This is a genomic window from Sphingomonas melonis DAPP-PG 224 (genome assembly GCF_000379045.1).
Classification (GTDB): Bacteria; Pseudomonadota; Alphaproteobacteria; order Sphingomonadales; family Sphingomonadaceae; genus Sphingomonas; species Sphingomonas aquatilis.
This window is the reverse complement of record NZ_KB900605.1, coordinates 2887403-2906142: the sequence shown is the minus strand read 5'-3', so window position 1 is coordinate 2906142 and position 18740 is coordinate 2887403. Positions and strand designations below refer to the sequence as shown.

The window sequence follows — 18740 nt, the reverse complement described above, 5'->3', positions numbered from 1 at the left end:
TCGGCCCGAACAGTCACCGAGGGCCGATGATCCTGCTGCCACAATGGACCGAAAAAGCCGAAAAGCGCGGGCTCGACCCGCTCGGCATGCAGAATAGCGGCGTGCTGCTCTATCAGTCACTGCTCCCCGGCATCAGCAACGTCACGCTGCGCATGCGCTACTATGGCTATTATTGCTGGGTCAGCGAAACCTATGCGCGCCGGGGCACGACCAGCGACTTCCAAGCCTGGCGCATCTGGGTGCGCCGCGCCGAGGCACTCTACGCCCTCGTGTCAGCACGGACCGGTGAAACCGGTGTCGGCGGTATCGAATGGGCCAATCGCCGCCTCGCGACCACGGGACGCGTGATCGACTTTGAGGCCGCCGCCTCGACCGATCCCGCGCAGGAACGCTATCTTCGCCAGTCGCTCGGCGTCTTCGGCGGCGCCTATTACAGCCAGATGGCCGAAATGAACCTCTTCACCGAGAACCGCCACGGCATCCAGGTCGCCACCAAGGATCTCGGCCGTCGCGCGGCCTCCCTGTTTGCAGACGCCATCGGACCGGACCTCGCCAGACTCCTGCGACAGAAGATCGTCGACGCCAAGGTAAGCCTTCGCGAACTCGACCGGCTTCAACCCATCGCACCTTCGCAGATCAAGGAAGAAAGCGAAGAGCGGAGTTTCTACGAAACATTGCTCTTTGCCCGGTCCGGTGACGCTGGAAAGACAGGGCCGAGCCGCGCGGCCTCGCTCGACCTCATCCTCGAAACCGCCTTCATGCAAGAGGAGTGGCCAAGCCCCGAACAGGTCCGCTGGCATCTTTTCGATCCACCCGAGCCGGCCCTTCCTTCCAGCCTCGAATCCCAGCGGCTCGCCTGGGAAGCCTATCAATGCCAGGACATGATGCAGGTAGCGTGCGCCGCACTGCTCGCATGGGGCATAGCGATCATCAACGCCGAGGCTCAAGGCAAGTCGCTTGTCGAGATCCGAGCGGAGGTCGTCGCCCATCTCGAAACGCTGGATGACCCCGATCCGGACTCGAGCTGGCGCGCGCTGCGACTCGGCCTCGATCCGCGTACCTTCGATTATGCCGAGATGTGGGACGAACTCACCGGCGCGCGCGGCGCCGTTGCCGACAAGGCCGTCAGCGCATGTCTGCTGATTGCTGCGCTTCATCAGCGTCTGCTCGACCGTCCCGATCTTGCTGCCGCCGCCGCGCAAGGTCTGCCCGATCGCGGGATGGCCCACTCACTGCGTACAGAAATATCGTGGCTCGAAGGCAGGGAAGGGGAGCGCACCGCCACGCTCATCGCCGACTATATGATCGAGCGCATCATCAGGCGGCACAGTCATGTCGCCATGCAGAAACTGCGGCGACAGGGCGATTATACGTTCCTGTTCGAGCAGCAAGAGGGGCGTTTCGTCTATCTCGCCGCCTACCAGCCGGTCGCCACCACGCCGCGGCTGGCATCCGCAATCCAGTTTCTCGCCGACATCCATCTCCTTGATGATGATGGCCTGACGCCGCTCGGTCTGGTGGCGCGGGATGCCGGCCGATGAAGCTCCCCGATCGTCTGGGCCGCCGCAGCGGCCGCCCTTTCCACAGCGCAATCGCCACCAGCTTCGCCCTGGAGTTCGCTGCGGTCGAGGAAATCCTGCTGCCGCAGCTCATGGCCAGCGGCGCAACGAACCTCCTCCTTCTGACCGACGCGCGCATGACCGCGCTCGCGCTTTCGGAAGGATCAGCCCTTCCTGCCGCCCTCGGTCGCGACTATGCGCTCTACAGCCCGCCTGCCGCAAACGGCATTTTCCACCCGAAAATCATCCTGCAAATTGGTCGGGAAAGCGCCAGGGCGATCGTCAGTTCCGCAAACCTTACCGCATCGGGCTTTGCCGGCAACGCCGAGGTCGCGATCGAGATCGAATGCAAGAACATGGACAGCCCCGAGCGGGACATCATTCGCTCTATCTGGCGCTATATTGACGCACTCGTGCCCGCCGCACCTTCTCCGGCGCGCGATGCGCTGCGCTGGACGCAAGAGCGTGCGACCTGGCTGGGCGGGCCAGCAGAGGATGCCGTGCACGAACTGGATGGAACCGGCATCGCTTTCCTCCATGGACCCGGCGACACGGGAATTGCAGACCGGTTCGTGTCGCTGATCCAGGGCGCGAAGGTTCAGAGTCTGACGGTAATCAGTCCCTATTGGGACCATGATCTCGCTGCGCTGGCCGATCTCTCGAAGCGCCTCTCCCCGACCCGGATCATCCTGCCGATCGACCGCAACCATCATGAATTTCCGGTCGATGCACGCTTCGCCAGAAAGACGACGATCGTCGATCTTCGGTGGCCATCCCGGCGCTTCACGCACGCCAAGATCATCATCGCCTCGACCGCTGATCACGACCATATCCTCTTCGGCAGCGCCAACTGTACCAGTGCCGCCCTCGGATTAGCCGGGATGCCAGGCGCCAATGCCGAAGCCTGCATCTATCGCAGGCTTCCCGCCGGCGCAGCAGGACAAGCTTTGGACCTCGAACGCTGGACTGACGCTGAGCCGATCAAGCTCTCCGACCTGTCACCGCGGATTGTGACATCCCCGATCCCGCTCGACACCATCGAAGCCCGACAGCCCGGCATCTTCGAACTCGACCAGGGCCAGCTCATCTGGACAGCCGCGAAAGCGGATTTGGCAGATGGAGACATCCAGCTGCTCGACCGGTCTGTGCGCCTGATCGGGACGATCCCGGTGCGATCCTTCGTCCAGATCGATAACCGGCGACGCGCACCGGTAGAGCCCGCATTGCACAAGTCCCTGTGCTTCGCTCGACTGGCCACCGGCGATCTCGTCTCGACCCTCGCGCACATCACGCATCGCGAGATATTGCGCGCCCGACGTCGGGAGGTAGCGACCGGCAGCGTGGCCCGGGCGCTCGCGCCCTTCACCGATGGCGCTGATTTCGATCTCTGGATGCACCAGGCATTCGAAACCCTTGTGCGCGCGGATTTCGAAGCCGTGACCCAGCCGCGCGCCCTGTCGCCCGCCCGGCCGCAGGAGCGCAAAAGCGTGGACGAGCCGGCGGCCCCCGTTCCATTGAGCTATGAGGAGTTCACCCAGGCGCGCTCTGGCGCCGACCGCTCGGGCGGCGAGGGCGATAACAGTCTTGCCGGCACCTACAGCGACGCGATTCGCGACTTCCTCAATCTGCTCTCCGGCCGCGGCCCTCAAGCAGATCAATCCGCCGAAGACGACACAGCTTTCGATGACCTCTCGGACAAAAAGGCCGGCACCGACCGTGAGGATGACCCGGCCGATGAAAGCGTTAAACATCGCGACACTGGCAAGCCATCGCTTACGCCCACGCCGGTCGACGCCCGGCTCTATGAGCGCCATATTCTTGGCTATACCGAGGGACTCGAGGCCGATGAGGAGGCGCTCGGGTCCAGCGACGTGCTGCGGCTGCGCTACTGGGTCCTGTTCCTCCTCTACAAGGCCCGATGCCCTGATCTGCCGAAGGGCCTGGACACATCCAGCGCCCTCCTTGGCTGGCCACGCTTCGTCGTGCGCGTCCTTGTCGCCTTTTTCTGCGGCGGGAAGCCCGCAATACGGCGCGTCATGCTCGCACGCGATTTCGAGGCTATGCCGGTCGATTTCATGGAATGCTGGATCACCATATTATGGAGTCTCGAGGCCATCGAGACGCTGTTGGCGAACCAGCGCAAGGACCGCGAATTCCTGAAATACATCCCCGAACTGCGCCGCCGCGTGATTTCCCTTCTCGGTCTGAGATCCGACGAGCTGAATGGCGATATCGCAGCCGCGATTCGTGCAGGACTCGACAAGTCAATCGGGATCAGACTCGGGCTTGATCCGATCGCTGTTCGGCTCGATGTGCCCCAGCCATAAAGGGAGCCGGCTGCTCTTGAAGTCCCAAGCCCCAAGCGGCGCAAACCATTCGGGCACCGCCTCGCCATGGAGCTGAATCACCTGATCGCCGTCGACCGTCTGCGCGGCATAATAGCGGCTGAAAATCCGGCTGGCCCAGCCGATCCCGTCAAAGCCCTGGTCCGATGGCTCCTCAGGCTGCGCCACGAACTCGACACCTCCGATCTCGCCACCATCCATCCGTGCGATCGGCTCGCCCACGGTCCAATCCCCGAACAGGAAGAGAATCTGCGCCAGCCTGCGATCCCGAGGATCGCTCAGTTCTGTGTCCCCGCTGTACATGCGCGCCGCGCCGATCATGAACTCCGCCAACCCCTCCGGGCTCAACTTTCGCGGCATTTTCCGGTCTGCGTCGAGCACCAGGCGGAGCGGCGGCCGCGTCATAATGATCACCTCGCCGAGCCTGCCGAATTCATTCGCCATGACCGCCTCCTCCATGGTCACACGCAGGCCGCCATCGGAACGGCGAAAAGGCTCCGGGGGAATGATCGTCCAGATATTCCAGAGCGACCAGAAGATCGCCAGCTTGAGCGGCGTGCCGACCATGTCGGCATAGGACTGCAGCGAGTCGAGGTAAGCCGCCGACATGGAGGTGCGCTGCCTGAACGGCTTCTCGCTACGGACATTCTTGACCTCGACCAGCCATTGCTCACCATCGTCGAGAACAACCCGGAAATCGGGAGCACGCGATGCCGCGCTGCCATGAACACGGCCGATGTCCTCGGTCTTCAGCATCCGATAGCGTCCAAGGGTCAGAACCGTTGCCTCGAACAGCCGTTCGGTTCGCGAGCCATGGATCAGCGTCGCATCGGACAACGCGGTTTCCAGCCTCGGTCGGGCATCGGTCATGAACCTGTCGATCAGCATCGGATCATTCAGGGCGACGCCTTCACGCTGCGCGAAGGCCGCCAGCGACGCCAGCAGATCGAACGCCTTTGGCTGGGGTTGCCGAGGCATGCCCTTGGTCATGGCGTGCTCCCGTTCGAACCTGGTGGCTCGACATCGGGCGGGTTCATATATTGCCGGAATCCGGCCAGATCCTCATCGCTTGGATTTTCCGCCTCAGGGAAAAAACGGATCGTTTCGGCAATGTCGCGACGGGAGACATAGCCGATGATCGAGCCGCCATTGCTCATCTCATAGTCCATCGACCCGGTATGGCGATTGGGAAGGGCGAGACCCGGTGCAAATGCGATGGGCTTCTTGTTACCCTTCTTGCTGACCTCATGCTTGGCGAGCGCGACCCGAATGAACTCCAGCGTGGTGAACCCCATTTCCGTGCGGCGCAGATCGACGCGCATCTGATCCACCAGCTCCGGGCGTTCCTGCGCATCACGCAACTGCTGCGCGCGAAGCTCGCGGTCATAATGACGGTACCCAAGCTCGCGTTCGAGATAGCTCGCCTTCTGGTCGAACCCACCATTTTCTGCCAGCCTGATGACCTCTTCACAGCGCTGCCGCCACGTGCGCAGCAATTCATAGGCCGCGAAGATCCACATCGGCGAAAGCGCCTGCACCATAGCAATGATCGACCGTGGCGGATCATCCTCCGCCATCTGTTGCAGGACCTGCTCTTCAAGGCCGTTCAGCAGATTATCGACATGGCAAAGCTGGCTCGCCTGCATCACGAGAAACGGGTTCTCGGCAAAACCGGCCAGCAACTTCAGCGCCTCGAACAGATCGCTCCGCCCGATGTCGGACACGCGATGATAGCGTGGTTCTTCATCCCCCGGTTCGAACATCTCCGGCACGTCGTCAGGCGCGCCCATAAGGCGGGTTTGTCACCGCCAGGGGTAGGGGATCCGCCAGACCCCAGAACCGGGTGGTTGCCCGGATATAGCGTACAAGGTCCGCTTGCCGGATGCGCACATGGTCGCTTGCCACGGGCGTTCCGGGGAGGAGATCATGATAGTCGGTAGCATCCTCATCCCACAAGTCCGGCGCAAGCGCGCGCAGCCTTTCGCAGGACCGCCCCTCTCCATGACGCACGACATTGGCAACCACGAACATCTCCGTCAGAGCCTCTCCAAGACCATCAGCCGCAAGATCGATACCGGCCTGCCCGGCGCAGCCCGCAACCAAAGGTTCAAAGCCGGTGAGCCTGCTCATCTCGGCACCCCCCGCATCCTCCATCGCGCGCGCCCAGCGGCTCATTTGTCGCTCGAACAAACCGGCGAGGGTAAGGACAAACGCCTTGGCCGCCTCATTGGCAGTATAATTGTCCACCTGCGCCGCCGCTCGATCGAGAAACTGATCAAGGCTATCGGCCTCCCCGGTCTCAAGCTCCGAATGGGACGGCAGCTTGTCCATGACGGGCAAGATCACGCGATCGAAGAACCGCCCGAGATTGGCCTGAAAGATCCTGGGTAACTGCTCCGCCGTCGACATCATCGCAATCCTCTTGCGCGCTTCCTCGCGCGTCCAAAAAGGTGAAGCTTTCTCCCATAGTTGCAAGTCATCAAAACCTCGCCGTGGTGACGACGATGCGATAGAGTTGCATGCAATTAGACACAGGGGGAATGCGTGAAGAGTGCCAAAGGCGATGCCCACCGGAAATCTTCGCGAAAGCCCTATAATGAGCGCACCGACCTTGAGAAACTCCAGTCCCAATGGACCAAATTGTCGGGGCTCCACGGGCGCGATGAACCATCCGCGGCGATCGTACGCTGCGCCACGGCTGCGGAAATCGCCGCCAATTATGCGGTACGCACCGAGTGGGGCAAGAAGACCCAGTTCGATGCAGCCATCGTCGACCAGTTCCTCCGTTGGGCAAATGGTCTCCCACTGAAGGTCGAGCGCCTGTTCGTACCCGTTTTCTTCGCGACCCCCCGGACAAGCCCAACCGCACGCGCCCTGATCAGCTCGGCGGGCAAGATCCACACCGTCCGCAACGCCGTCGTCCACCAAGGTTCCTTCAGCAACAAGGATGAGGCCGAGGCGGTGATCGCGGAGGCCAAGACCTTCATCAACATGATCGTCGGCCTCTCGATCGACGGCTTTGATATCGACGCGCAGGCCGCATCGGTCAGGGCTGGAACCCCTCCCGAGGGAACGCCAGAATGACCGCCGAGAAGCCCAAGCGGCATCATTATGTGCCGCAATTCTATCTCCGTCGCTTTGCCTGCCCGGACGATTCAAACAAGGTTCGCGTGGTCGAACGACATGGCGATATCCTCGCCATCGACCGCAAATCCATCGATCGCATCGGCTATGAGGACGCCCTCCACGACTTTGTCGCGGACGGGGTCGCAGGGTCGATCGAAGGTCCGATCAACCATATGATCGAGACGCCTTTCTCCAACAGTCCGACCTGGAGGAAGATCGTCGAGGGTGCCGGCGCCAGTCTCGCCGAGACCGACAAGATACCGATCTATGGTTTCGCCCGTCACCTCCAACGTCGCAACCTTGAGACCTTACGCTTCATCGAGGCTGAGTCCGCCCGCTTCGCGGATGGCGCGCTCGACGGCGACTTGAGCGAGGACGAGCAGGAGATGCACGCATGGATCGCTGCATCCGCCGACAATGCGCATGCCCTGTTTCGCGAGGGCGCGATGGACAAGAATATTCCCGAAGACGCCGACGCCATCAATGTAATGGTCTGCCATTCGCCGATCCCTTTGCGGACATCGACGAACCCCACGCTGATGATCTCGGCGCCGGGCCATCAATCCATCTTCGGTGCCTTCTTCAACGACCTGCGAACCTGGTGGCTCACGCTCGATCGATATTGTGGCGCCTTCATCATCGCCGGTGGCCCGCCGGGGTTCAGCAATTCCACCCTGCCGCCTGACGCCGCCCGCATGATCAACCAGCAATATCTGGTCCAGCATGGCAACAGCATGACGGTTCGCTATCTCCTCGCCAACGACCCCTATCTTGACGACGACCTTGTGTGGGCCGGCTATGGCTTCGAGCGGTCCACGACCCATGGTGCCCGTTGGCGCAAGCTCGGCACGCGGCGATGAACCGGCAACCACGATCCAGCGCTTTGCACCAGGACAAGCCTCCGGTTTGTCGTGAAAGCGGGGCATCTCGGGATTGCACGCCGAGCGATCGACGACGGGATAGACATTCCGAGGTCGGGCGGATGCCCGCTGAAGCGGGCACCGGGCTCTATCTCCGCTCCGCTCCGACCAAGCCCCCTTTGGGGTCTTGGCGGCTGACGCCGTAACGATCCCTTCCGCAGGGATGCCGGGCAGGGCAGACATTCTTCCCGAGACGCCAGAATGCCCGGCACGACCATCGCAATGCAGGCTTCGCCTAAGGAATCGCGCTAGTCGCGCGATGCGGATCGTGGAGCCAGCAGACAAGTCATCACCCCCTTCGCCGCCCTCGCAGGATCCGTGCGTTGCAGGACGGGTTTCGTCCGCAAGAATTGCGTCGGGACAAAGCTACGCTAGGCGAAAAGGGGCCGGCGATGTTTGTCTGTTTTCAACAGAAGCGCCGGCCCCTTTTCGCCAAGCTTCGCTAGAGCCCCTCCCGTGCTTCTTGCGGACAAGAGCCCCGCCCTGCGCCTTCGGACCTGCGAGGGCGGCTCCGGGTGCGATGACTTGTCAGGCGGCCCACGCTCCCTTTCCATTCAAGCAGAACCGGCCGCAAGCGGCCGGTGCGTCTTTGTCATTTGTGGGCCGCTGGCGCGGCCGTTCGATGCTCGGGCTCACCAGGTACGATGGATTTCTGTCAAGAAATCAATGATATGGAAGTAATGGAGGGGAGGGAGTAGGGTTCTGATGTGGCCGGGAAAGAGAAACGAGCCACAGTACAGAGAAAGGATGAAGTCATGAAGATCGGTAGCTTCAAGTTTGACGAGCGCGCCAGCGACATTATCGGCAAGATCGCCACCCGCGAAATGCGCTTTCCTTACCTCATTATGCGCCGCGTTGAGGATCGACAAAGCGACAGCGCCCCCGTCTATGAGATTTACGAGACGAACCGCGCTGGCGATGAAATCCAGATCGGTGTCGTCTGGGAACGCAAGATGCGCTCGAATGACGAGGTGTTCCTGTCCGGCATGGTGGACGATCCGAGCTTCCGCGAGCCGCTGCCCATCGCCCTTTTCGGCGACGAGACCAACGGCTTCGATGTCCAGTGGCGGCGCGAGCGCGAGCGCGAGGCGCAGGGCGGCGGCTTTGGCGGGCGCAATAGCGGCGGTCAGCGGTCGGGCGGTTTCGGCGGACGGACCGGCGGCGGTTTCTCCGGCGGCAGCACCGCAGGGCCGGACGGCGGATATACCGGCAACGGCCGCAGCCTTGACGATGAGGTGCCCTTTTAAGCGGCACGAAAAGACGGACCGGGGGAGCGCTGGAACGCTTCCCCGGTCCTGAACCGTCATCCCGTCAACAGGAGCCTATCCCATGAGCAAGCCAACAGCCTTGGCCAAGGTTAGCAGCTTTGCCGACCTGCCGGAACTCTATGCCGAAGCCATCGCCACGCCCGATTTCGTGGCATCCTTCGGCGATCCCCTCCCGCTATCCATCATCGAAGCCGACGAGGAACCGGGCGAATTTCTCATGCCCGATCCGCTCGCGGCACAGGCGGAATGCGGCGGCATCATCGCCGCCATCTTCGACCTGCTAGGCGATACCCGGCTGGACCCGCTTGCCCCGGAACTCGCATGGGGCTTCGTAAACAGCTTCCATTTCGTCGCAAACAAGCTGGAAGGCCGCGAGGACAGGCTGGCCGATACCATTCGCGATATGGCCCGCCGTCTGGAACCGGGCGAGGTGTTCAACAAGGAACTGGAAGACACCCAGCTTGAATGCCAGTCGGTCGCGGAACAGCGCGCCGCCATGGAAGCCATGCGTGACTATGCGGCGGCAATGTATCGTGCCTATGCCGGTCGCCCATGGTCGCCCGCCAAGGGTTCGCGCGCGTCCCATGTCACCACCGCCAGCCAGATTTCGGCGCTCGACTTCCTGCGCGCAAGGTCCGAACGGAAGCGTGACCGATACGACCCGCAAGGCCCCGTCGTGGTCGTGTCCGGCCCTTCCGACTGGCACGATTGGCGGATTATCTGGGGACGGCTCGACCAGATCAGAACCCGCATTCCTCACATGGTGCTTGTCACCACCGGGCAGCGCCTTGGGGTCGATGCAGCCGCCGCCGCATGGGCAGCGCAACGGGGCGTGGTCTGCATCGCGTTCGGCCTTTATGGGCGCGGCAACGGCAAAGCCTTCCGGCGCAATCGCAACATTGCCGAGCTTATGCCCGTCGAGGCGTTGCTATGCGAAGGGTCGGGCATCCAGTCGAGCCTCTATGACCTGTTCAACCCGGAGAAGGGCCACCGTGTTCCAACCCATGTTTTCATGCGGGCAGATCAGGCGCCCGATGTGCCGATCAAAAAGAAGCGCCGCGTCATAGCGGCCTGATCGCGAAGCCACCAAGAGAAGGGCCGGGGCGGGCAACCGCTCCCGGCCCCTTGTCGTGCCTTTGGCACGAGCGGGGGAAACCCGAACGGTTTTCCCCGCGCCGCTCCTTTTGCCGGGCGTGCCGCCCGCCAACGTCGCTCCCCTTTCCGCTAAGGATGCACAGCCGTTGAGGCGTCATCACCGCCAGCCGGGGGAACAACCGCACGCTTGCGAGCCGACCCCGCAGACGGTTCCGCCTGGACGCCTTGTGCCGTCAGCCCCTTGAGCGCGGCAATCGCCACGCCGCCGCCGACCCGAATCGCTTGGCTCAGCACGTCGCGAAATTCGCGCTCGCTTAAGCGTTCGACCGGCAATTCCGTCGCCAGCTTCCCATAATGGGCGCGCAATCCACGCCGCACCGTTTCGGCTTCACGCGCGAGATTTTGCTGATCGGCCTCGATCTTCGCCAGCCGTTCGCGTTCCGTCATCTTGGGCATTCTTAGACTCCTTGCTCAAGGAGGTCTGCTCGCCGCCTTCGACTATCCACCAAGGACCACCGCCATGCAATGCCTCCCCCGCGATCGGAATGCGATCACGCCCGCAAACGCACCCAACCGGGGAGACCCGCCCACGGTCGAGTCGACGGGCGCAGCGGGCAAGCGCGCTGCGGAGGAGGCACGCACGCCGGAGGCGGATGTAATGCACCGTACGCACGGGTGCTGCGGGCGCGAATCGCCCGGATTTCCGCCGCTTTCCGCCGGCACAGAGCGGCTGTCGCTTTGGCACTGATCGTCTGCCGCCGGCAGCCAAGCACAGTCCAACGGACATGTAAGTGTCTGATCTGCCTTGGCACCGTGCGGCTGCCACCGGCAGCATTGATAAATTATTGGGATTGCGCCGAAATTCTGGTATAAGGGCGGTGCTTCACCACGTTGCTGGCGTGCCGGACAAGGAGTCCGCCGCTTGGCACGCATCACGATACGCATAGACGACGACCTCTATGCGCGCCTTTCCGTCAAGGCGCGCAATGCCGGTCTCGGCGCCGCGACCTATTGTCGCGACATCCTCGAACGCTTCGAAGGCAGCGATCCGTCGGGCTATCATGCCCGCTTCGACGAGATCCATGCGACCGCCATCCAGGCCTTCGCCATTCTCGCGACGTCGGTCGGTGAGCGCTCGCCGGACATCCTCCAGAAGGGGCTGGGCGAAGCCCGTCGTCTCCTCCGCGAAAAGGGGCTGCTCGATCCCGAGCAGGACCGGCCGTGAGTATCTTCCGGCACGACACGCTGGGCTCCTGGACGCGGGGCGGTCAGGCCATCGTCCATAACGTGCGGATGACCACCCAGGTCTTCTACCAGACCTTCCTCGCGGGGCTCGTCATCTGGATCGGCGGCACCATCTGGTACGCGCTCGAAAAGTCATCCGAATACGAACGCTTCGTGATGCTCAAGATCACGCAAGCCTATTTCATGGGCGACACGCTACCTGGCAACGCGACACCGATCCTGTTCAAGACCGCGGCGGGCAAGCAATACTGGACCACTCCCAAGGGGCTTATCGGTTCGGGTGTCGCGCACAGGACGCTTGCCGCCTTCGAGACATACCTCCTCCATGGGGCCTTACTTTCCGGTCTGTTCGCCCTCGCCATGCTGTTCTGGGCGTGGTTCTATTTCACCCGGACGGGGAGGGGCCTTGGTTCTAACCAATTCCTGCGCGGGGCCCGGTTCGGCACCGTCAAGCAAGTTCGCCGCGCGCTCTGGCGTCAGGCCAAGGGCAGCTTCGAGATTGGTGGCGTCAATGTGCCTGACGCTTTCGAGCCGGAGCATATCCTGATCTGCGGTGCCCCCGGCACCGGCAAGACCAACATCATCGTCAAGATGCTCGACGGGATCCGTAAGCGCAAACGCCGGGCGATCGTCTACGACACGGCCGGCACATTCGTGGAGAAGTTCTACCGGCCGGGTATCGACGTTTTGCTCAATCCGCTCGATGGCCGCGCGGACTCCTGGTCGCCTTGGGTCGATGTACCGCGCGACTATCATTACGACCAGATAGCGGAGTCCACGATCCCGGATAAGGCGGGCGATCCCTTCTGGGCGAAGGCCGCGCGCGGCACGCTGGTCGCCGTCCTTCGGAAGCTGGCGAAGCAGGAACGGACCCTTGTCTCGATCCTGCTCGACACGCTGCTGCGCTCCAAGCTGAAGGACCTCGCTGCCTTCGCCGCAGGCACCGATGCGGCGGCATTCATCTCGACCGAGGGTGAGCGCACCAGTGCCGGCATCCAGGCCGAGCTCGCCTCCGTCATGCGCAGCTTCTCCTATCTCGACGACACGACCGACGGCTTCTCGATCCGCGACTGGGTTTCCAATGAGAAGGACGACAGCTGGCTGTTCATCACCGTCAAGGCGGACCAGCTTCCCTCGCTCCGCCCCCTGATCACGGTATGGCTCGACATAGCCATCAGCGCAATCATGAGCATGACGCCCGATCGCAACCGGCGCCTCTATTGCGTGATCGATGAATTGCCGACGCTCCAGAAGCTGCCCTCGCTCGGCGACTTCCTCGCCCGCGCCCGCAAATATGGCGGCTGCGGCATCCTGGGCTTCCAGAGCTACCCGCAACTCGAGGCGACCTACGGCATCCAGGATGCGGCGGCAATCACCGGCTATTGCTCGACCTGGGTGGCGCTGCGCGCCAACGACACCCCCACCGCCAAGCATGTCAGCGAGAATCTCGGGCAGGTCGAGCAGGTCGAAGCCAATGAGGGCATGTCCTACGGGGTGAACGATATGCGCGACGGCGTGAACCTCTCGCGCATGCAGGTCACCCGCCCGCTGGTGATGCACACCGAGGTCACCAACCTGCCGAACCTCATGGGCTATCTGCGGTTCGGCCGCAGTCTGCCCGTGGTCCGGTTCGAGGACAGCTACAACAAGGTGGCCTCGGTCGCCGAGGCGTTCGAGGAGCGGACAACCACCCCCGTAAGGTTGGTCGGGCCGGTCGTCGAAGCGCCCCCGGAACCGGCGGTCCCATCCTCGCCGACCAGGCCCAAATCCTCCCCTCCGAAGCGGCGGCGGGCCGGGTCCGAAGAGCAACCTGCAGAGCTTCCGCTTCCGCAACCGAAGGCACCGCCAACGCCGCCCGTGGACGCTCCGCACGAGGTGCCAATAGCACCGCCCGCCGATCCACCGGGAGGGCGAGAGCAGCAGGCCACGCGTCCGCCCCTCGAACTGTTCGGTAAGCCCGCAGGGTTCCGCCTTGAGCAACATGGTCGCCGTGACGGCGCTCGCAACAAGGCGAGGCCGGCATGATCCATCCGCGTCGCCTCAAGGGCACCGCCGCCAACATCGCCCGGTATTATACGGTCGGAGATTATTACACCAAGGGCGCCGACGAGCATTCCGAATGGGGTGGCAAGATCGCCACTGAACTCGGCCTCGAAGGGAGTGTAGACCCCGGCATCTTCAAGGACCTGCTCGCCGGCAAGGTCGAGAACCAGCAACTCGGCCGGCGCCGGGCCAATGGCGAAATCCAACATCATCCGGGGTGGGACTTCGCGGTCAGCGCCCCCAAGTCGGTGTCGATCATGGCGCTGGTCGCTGGCGACCAGCGGATCGTCGAAGCGCATGAGCAGGCCGTGGGCGTGGCGCTCTCCTATCTCGAGGAGCACGCCACGATGCGGCACCGCGTCGATGGCGAGGTCACCGAGAAGACGACCGGGCGCCTCATCTATGCGCGCTTCACCGAGCACGCCTCGCGTGAGCTCGATCCCCATCTTCACACCCATGTCGTCGTCATGAACATCACCGACGAGCGGGATGGGGCGAACAAGGTCAGCCTCGAGACCCGGGCGATGTACGCCGAGCAAATGACGGCAGGCCAAGTCTACAGGAACGAACTGGCCCATCTTCTGCGCGAGCGTGGCTATGATGTCGAGTTCGACCCGCGCAAGGGGTTGTTCGAAATCCGGGGTGTGCCAAAGGATCTGATCGCCGACATGTCGCAGCGCGCCGAGCAGATCGACGCTCATGCAAAGGAGCACGGGCTGACCGGGCAGGCCGCGCGGCGCATCTCCTTCTACGAAACCCGAGGGGCCAAGGAAAAGGTCTCGCTCGAAGCTCTCCACGAGCGGTGGGAGGGACGCCTTGGCAAACATGCCGAGCCCATTCGCGATCTGCTCGCCGACGCCGAGAAATCCGGAACGCGCGAGATCGAGGTGATCCAGGCGGTCGCAGCCCGGGCGATGCTCTTCGGGCTCCGGCAATCGGAGGGAAAGGAAGCGGTTAACAATCTCGGCCGGTTGCTTCAGACTGCCTTGGCCTCCCATGTGGGCGAAGTGCGCCTGTCGGACGTCAGACCGATCGTCGACGAGCACCAGGCGCGCGCCAAGCTCCTCGAAACGCGGCATCGGACGGGCGACGAGATTCACACGCGCGGCCGCACGTCACGCAAGACCGCGCGCTTGGAAATAGCGCTGTCCGACCATTTGGCGCTGGCGCTTGGAGACGCGAAGCTGCTCGCCTCGGTCGAGAGCCTGCGCGACGCGGGGATCGCGCACGGGCTGAAGCCTGACCAACGGACGGCGCTCCTTCATCTCGGGCTTTCTTCCGATCGAGTCGTCGGTGTCCATGGCGTCGCCGGCTCGGGCAAGTCGACCATCATTGGCGCGCTGCGAGAGGCCGCGGGGGATGAGGCGACACTCATCGCGCTCGCGCCCACGTCATCGGCCGCCGCCGAACTAGGCAAGAAGGCCGGTATCGAATCGCGCACAGTGGCCAGCCTGCTCGCCTCTGGCGGCGCCAAACTCGATGACAGCCATGTCCTCGTCGTCGATGAGGCCGGCCAGCTCGGCAACCGGCAAGCGATCCGGCTGCTGGAGATCAGCCGGACCACCGGCGCGCGGCTGATCCTGCTCGGCGACACCCGCCAAACGGGAGCGATCGAGCAAGGCAAGCCCTTCTGGTTGATGCAGCGTCTCGGCCTACCCAAGGCGGAACTGCGGGAGACGATCCGGCAGGAGAATGACAAGATCACCCAGGCCGTCCGCCTGGCGCGGCTCCAGAATTATGACGGATCGCTCGGCGCGCTCGACAAAGTGACCAGCGGCGATAGCGCCGAGAAACTCGCGGTCTCGCTGGTCGCCGACTGGACGCGGCTTTCCCCTGAAACCCGGGACAAGACCAACATCCTGGTCCTCGAGAATGCGACCCGGCTCATCGTCAACACCAAGGTTCGCGAAGCCCTGAAGTCGGAGGGGGCTATCGCCGCCGAGGATGCACGGCTTTCGATCCTGTCGCCCTCTGGCATGACCGACCAAGAGAAGCATTTTGCGCGCTTCTACTCGCGCGGCCAGGTGGTGGTGTTCTCCCGGGACAATGTCGGCCTCGGTATCGCCCGGGACTCGGAATATAAGGTATTAAGCGTCGGGCGCGATGCGCGTGGCCGGCAGATGGTCAACATCGTCGATGAGCATGGGCGAACCATCCAGTGGGATCCGCGCCTCGGTCGCGCGTCCCAGATCAACGTGTTCAAGGACGAGAAGCGCAACCTCGCCGAGGGCGATCGGATCCAGTGGCGGCTGGCGAACAAGGAGCTTGGACTGAAGAACGCCGAGCGCGGCACGGTAGAACACCTCGACGGGATGCTCGCCACGATACGCTGGGATCGGGACGGGAAGGCGCAGGAGATCGACCTCTCCCGCCATAAGAACTGGGATCATGGCTATGGGGAGACGGTCTACTCCTCCCAGTCCAAGACCTATGATCGGGTCTATGTCCTCGCACCGGTAAACTCGCCGCTCGTCACCGGGCAGAACTATTACACCGCAATCACCCGTGCCCGGTTCGGCGCGAGCCTGTGGACCGAGGATCGCGAGCGGCTCGTAGAAAAGCTGACCCTCCGGTCGGGCGAGAAGACATCCTCGCTGCAGGGGCTGGGCCGAATCGAGACGGACAGCGTGAAAGGGCGCACTGCGCTCCATGGCGAGCGATGGGATCGGCTTCGCGACGAGCAGCGCATCGAGCGGGAGGCCCGCAAAGACCGTCTAACTGCGGCCCAACCACAACCGGAAGCCGGTAGGGCTGACGGCCTCGCTTCATATATCGCCGGACGGGCGCAATCGGCGGCGAGCTTCCTCGATCGGTGGATCGTCTCGCTGCTCGACCGGAACTCGGGCAGGGGAGACGAGCGCGAGCAAGGTGCGCGACAGCAGTCCGCAGCCCAACAGCCGGCACGCGAGCTCCAGCACGCCCCCGCTCAGGATCACGGAGGCGGGCATGATCGTTGATCTCAAACCCGGCCAGATCTTGCTCTCGCTCTCGATCCTTCTCGCATCGGCAGGCCAAGCAGACGCCAGAGTTGTACCGTCGGCCGATCACGACGCACGCCTTGGACAATGCATCCAGCAGGCGGCGGGTGGTCGCGCCTGGCTCGAGAAGACCCTTTGGGGGCTGCGCGATCAGGAAGGTGGCTGGATCGGTGCTGAGGTGCCGAACGGCAATGGCAGTCACGATCTTGGACCGCTTCAGGTCAACAGCTTCTGGGTGAAAAAACTGTCGGTACTCACACGGAGGCCGCCAGAGCAGGTTCGAGCTTGGCTGATAAGCGACCCATGTTTCAACGTGCAGGCCGCGCGCTGGATTTTCCTGTCGGCGCTATCCACGACGGGAACCTATTGGAAGGCGATAGGTGTTTACCACAGTCCCACCGGGTGGCGGCAAAGACGCTATGTCGCAAGCGTTGCTGGGCACCTCCGGCGGCGATACGGCCTGCAGGTCTTTCAACAATGAGCGGGAAGAAACCTCGTCGTTCGGGCCCCGCGGTATTGCCTCCGTCAGAGCCTGCCGTTGGGCGAGTCGCAGACTCCCCAAAATGTCAGCCATCCGAGGCCATAGGCCTGGCCAGGGTGACCAGCAGCGCACCGCAATCGGTACCTGAAGCAGAACCAAGGATGGCAAGACGAGATCGATTCTCGGATGGTCTGGTGGCAAGAGCGCAGTCGATTTTTGGAGCACGGCTAAAGCGTGACGTGTCGCCAGCCGAGGCAAGGCTTATGCTTGGTGACCTCACGGACTTTTTCGAGCTTGCAGTGGTTGGCATGGCACGCTTGAGAAGGGACGATCCGAACGATCCTTCCTCGATTTCTGATAAACTCCCGCCTTCGTCAGGTCATCGGTGACTCGCGCCTTGACTGTAGCTCCCTGAGGATAGAATAAAAGGTGAACAAATGCTTCCATCGCGCTGGCGCGTCAAGCAGTGACCTAGGTTCGCTGTTTAAGTTGCTCCCCGGAGGGGAGCTGGCGGATGTGGGTGTTGTAGGATGGAGTGATTATTGTGGCATCCCCCCGTGGTAAAATGAGAGCGCGGTCGCAAGGGCGCAAGGCGCAGGCAGAAAGTCGGAGGAGGGCTGTGCTCTATGCGCGCGTTTCCACTGCCGAGCAGGAACGTGAGGGTTTTTCGATCCCTGCTCAGCTGAAGCTTCTTCGAGAATATGCTGCGTTGAATGGTATCGACATCGCCGGCGAGCATGTCGATGTCGAAACCGCCCGAAAAACCGGCCGCACCCAGTTCGATGCCATGTTGGCCTACTTGAAACGCCATACCACGGTGAAGGCGATCCTGGTCGAGAAAACCGATCGACTCTACCGGAACCTGAAGGATTGGGTTACGCTCGACGAACTCGGTGTGGAAATCCATCTTGCGAAAGAGGGGGTAGTCCTGTCGCAGGATTCTCGCTCCTCAGAAAAATTTATGCACGGCATCAAGGTACTGATGGCCAAGAATTATATCGATAATCTCTCGGAAGAAGCCCGCAAAGGGATGAACGAGAAGGCCGCTCAGGGCTACTGGCCCTCACTGGCTCCACTCGGCTACCGCAATGTCAGAAATGACGATGGCAAGAAGGTGATCGTCGTTGATCCCGAAATAGGACCACGCGTGGCCCGACTTTTCGAGTACGCCTCGACAGGTCAGTTTTCTCTCAATGAGCTGGCGGCAAAGGGAAGGAAGTTAGGAATATGCTATAGGCGTAGTGGGAAGCCGATTGGGACGAGCACGCTCCACTACCTGCTTCGAAACAGGCTCTACTCGGGTTCTTACGAGTGGAATGGTCGCATCTACCAGGGAAGGCACGAGGCGATTGTTACGCCGGAGCTCTGGGAGGTTGTCCAGGATGTCGTAGACGGTCGGGCGGCGGCCAACATCCGGGCAGATTCCAAGGATTTTGTCTATTCAGGACTGATGACGTGCGGCCATTGTGGCTGCGCCGTCGTCGCTGAAATCAAGAAGCAGAAGTACGTCTACTATCACTGCACCGGCTACAGGGGCAAATGTCCCGAACGCTATGTTCGCCAGGAGGTGCTCGACGAGCACTTTGAGAATCTGCTTAAGCAGCTTCGCTTGGATACCGAAGTTTTCGAACTCCTTCGCTCGGCGCTGAAGGAAAGTCATGCCGACGAGGTCGTGGAGCG

Annotated in this window: 15 protein-coding genes and 1 pseudogene; 11 read left to right on the top strand and 5 right to left on the bottom strand. The window is 62.6% G+C overall.

The annotated features are described in order from the left end of the window. The first annotated feature begins 26 nt into the window (after positions 1-26). Together SPHME3_RS0114020 and SPHME3_RS0114015 are read left to right on the top strand one after the other, a co-directional pair. Positions 27-1541, top strand: a complete 1515-nt coding sequence (locus SPHME3_RS0114020; RefSeq protein ID WP_018250847.1) for a hypothetical protein — start codon at positions 27-29, stop codon at positions 1539-1541. Next, on the top strand, positions 1538-3886 hold the full coding sequence (locus SPHME3_RS0114015) for a hypothetical protein (protein WP_018250846.1): 2349 nt from the start codon (positions 1538-1540) through the stop codon (positions 3884-3886). Before SPHME3_RS0114020 ends, SPHME3_RS0114015 begins: the two co-directional genes overlap by 4 nt. On the opposite strand, the gene SPHME3_RS0114010 is transcribed toward SPHME3_RS0114015, so the two are convergent. From SPHME3_RS0114010 to SPHME3_RS0114000, 3 genes are read right to left on the bottom strand one after another with little or no spacing between them, the layout of a single operon-like run. After that, the gene (locus tag SPHME3_RS0114010) at positions 3824-4894 is read right to left on the bottom strand and encodes a hypothetical protein (protein WP_018250845.1); all 1071 of its coding nucleotides are present in this window, start codon (positions 4892-4894) and stop codon (positions 3824-3826) included. The genes SPHME3_RS0114015 and SPHME3_RS0114010 overlap by 63 nt on opposite strands. After that, positions 4891-5694 carry a hypothetical protein gene (locus SPHME3_RS0114005; RefSeq protein ID WP_018250844.1) on the bottom strand — a complete coding sequence of 268 codons (804 nt, stop codon included), beginning with the start codon at positions 5692-5694 and terminating at the stop codon, positions 4891-4893. Before SPHME3_RS0114005 ends, SPHME3_RS0114010 begins: the two co-directional genes overlap by 4 nt. Next, complete coding sequence (locus SPHME3_RS0114000; protein ID WP_018250843.1) at positions 5681-6316, bottom strand: hypothetical protein; 636 nt, start codon at positions 6314-6316, stop codon at positions 5681-5683. The genes SPHME3_RS0114005 and SPHME3_RS0114000 overlap by 14 nt, the downstream gene beginning before the upstream one ends. Positions 6317-6448: 132 nt before the next feature. On the opposite strand from SPHME3_RS0114000, the gene SPHME3_RS0113995 reads away from it, so the two are divergent. From SPHME3_RS0113995 to SPHME3_RS0113980, 4 genes are all read left to right on the top strand, one after another. Next, positions 6449-6988, top strand: coding sequence for a hypothetical protein (locus SPHME3_RS0113995; RefSeq protein ID WP_081614855.1), 540 nt, complete (start codon positions 6449-6451; stop codon positions 6986-6988). Further along, positions 6985-7890 (top strand): DUF4238 domain-containing protein, encoded by a 906-nt coding sequence (locus SPHME3_RS0113990; RefSeq protein WP_018250841.1) that lies wholly within the window; start codon positions 6985-6987, stop codon positions 7888-7890. Before SPHME3_RS0113995 ends, SPHME3_RS0113990 begins: the two co-directional genes overlap by 4 nt. Before the next feature lie 815 nt (positions 7891-8705). After that, a complete protein-coding gene (locus tag SPHME3_RS0113985; RefSeq protein ID WP_018250840.1) occupies positions 8706-9197 on the top strand; it encodes a DUF736 domain-containing protein in 492 nt (163 codons plus the stop codon). An 82-nt stretch (positions 9198-9279) separates the two neighbouring features. Continuing rightward, complete coding sequence (locus tag SPHME3_RS0113980; RefSeq protein WP_026189085.1) at positions 9280-10293, top strand: DUF2493 domain-containing protein; 1014 nt, start codon at positions 9280-9282, stop codon at positions 10291-10293. 149 nt (positions 10294-10442) lie between these two features. Here SPHME3_RS0113980 and SPHME3_RS20115 read toward each other — a convergent pair whose 3' ends face one another. Continuing rightward, on the bottom strand, positions 10443-10769 hold the full coding sequence (locus SPHME3_RS20115; RefSeq protein WP_018250838.1) for a hypothetical protein: 327 nt from the start codon (positions 10767-10769) through the stop codon (positions 10443-10445). Positions 10770-11235: 466 nt separating this feature from the next. On the opposite strand from SPHME3_RS20115, the gene SPHME3_RS0113970 reads away from it, so the two are divergent. The 5 genes and pseudogenes from SPHME3_RS0113970 to SPHME3_RS21755 form a co-directional block, all read left to right on the top strand. Then, on the top strand, positions 11236-11538 hold the full coding sequence (locus SPHME3_RS0113970; protein WP_018250837.1) for a hypothetical protein: 303 nt from the start codon (positions 11236-11238) through the stop codon (positions 11536-11538). Next, positions 11535-13583, top strand: coding sequence for a type IV secretion system DNA-binding domain-containing protein (locus tag SPHME3_RS0113965; protein WP_018250836.1), 2049 nt, complete (start codon positions 11535-11537; stop codon positions 13581-13583). Before SPHME3_RS0113970 ends, SPHME3_RS0113965 begins: the two co-directional genes overlap by 4 nt. Beyond that, positions 13580-16558: a MobF family relaxase gene (gene mobF, locus SPHME3_RS0113960; protein WP_018250835.1), complete on the top strand. Its 2979-nt coding sequence runs from the start codon at positions 13580-13582 to the stop codon at positions 16556-16558. Before SPHME3_RS0113965 ends, mobF begins: the two co-directional genes overlap by 4 nt. Beyond that, positions 16548-17060, top strand: a complete 513-nt coding sequence (locus tag SPHME3_RS20745; RefSeq protein WP_231376753.1) for a lytic transglycosylase domain-containing protein — start codon at positions 16548-16550, stop codon at positions 17058-17060. The genes mobF and SPHME3_RS20745 overlap by 11 nt, the downstream gene beginning before the upstream one ends. A 565-nt stretch (positions 17061-17625) precedes the next feature. Then, positions 17626-18597, top strand: a pseudogene (locus SPHME3_RS21755) (recombinase family protein); the annotation flags it as partial. On the opposite strand, the gene SPHME3_RS21585 reads toward SPHME3_RS21755, so the two are convergent. Next, complete coding sequence (locus tag SPHME3_RS21585; RefSeq protein WP_026189084.1) at positions 18502-18720, bottom strand: hypothetical protein; 219 nt, start codon at positions 18718-18720, stop codon at positions 18502-18504. The pseudogene SPHME3_RS21755 and the gene SPHME3_RS21585 overlap by 96 nt on opposite strands. Between the last annotated feature and the right edge of the window lie 20 nt (positions 18721-18740).

Excerpts from the sequence above, each read along its gene's own strand:
- mobF (WP_018250835.1), top strand. The coding sequence starts at position 13,580 with ATGATCCATCCGCGTCGCCTCAAGGGCACCGCCGCCAACATCGCCCGG.
- SPHME3_RS0114005 (WP_018250844.1), bottom strand. The coding sequence starts at position 5,694 with ATGGGCGCGCCTGACGACGTGCCGGAGATGTTCGAACCGGGGGATGAA.
- SPHME3_RS0114010 (WP_018250845.1), bottom strand. The coding sequence starts at position 4,894 with ATGACCAAGGGCATGCCTCGGCAACCCCAGCCAAAGGCGTTCGATCTG.
- SPHME3_RS0114020 (WP_018250847.1), top strand. The coding sequence starts at position 27 with ATGATCCTGCTGCCACAATGGACCGAAAAAGCCGAAAAGCGCGGGCTC.
- SPHME3_RS20115 (WP_018250838.1), bottom strand. The coding sequence starts at position 10,769 with ATGCCCAAGATGACGGAACGCGAACGGCTGGCGAAGATCGAGGCCGAT.
- SPHME3_RS0113980 (WP_026189085.1), top strand. The coding sequence starts at position 9,280 with ATGAGCAAGCCAACAGCCTTGGCCAAGGTTAGCAGCTTTGCCGACCTG.
- SPHME3_RS20745 (WP_231376753.1), top strand. The coding sequence starts at position 16,548 with ATGATCGTTGATCTCAAACCCGGCCAGATCTTGCTCTCGCTCTCGATC.
- SPHME3_RS0113990 (WP_018250841.1), top strand. The coding sequence starts at position 6,985 with ATGACCGCCGAGAAGCCCAAGCGGCATCATTATGTGCCGCAATTCTAT.
- SPHME3_RS0113985 (WP_018250840.1), top strand. The coding sequence starts at position 8,706 with ATGAAGATCGGTAGCTTCAAGTTTGACGAGCGCGCCAGCGACATTATC.
- SPHME3_RS0114000 (WP_018250843.1), bottom strand. The coding sequence starts at position 6,316 with ATGATGTCGACGGCGGAGCAGTTACCCAGGATCTTTCAGGCCAATCTC.
- SPHME3_RS21585 (WP_026189084.1), bottom strand. The coding sequence starts at position 18,720 with ATGACTTTCCTTCAGCGCCGAGCGAAGGAGTTCGAAAACTTCGGTATC.
- SPHME3_RS0114015 (WP_018250846.1), top strand. The coding sequence starts at position 1,538 with ATGAAGCTCCCCGATCGTCTGGGCCGCCGCAGCGGCCGCCCTTTCCAC.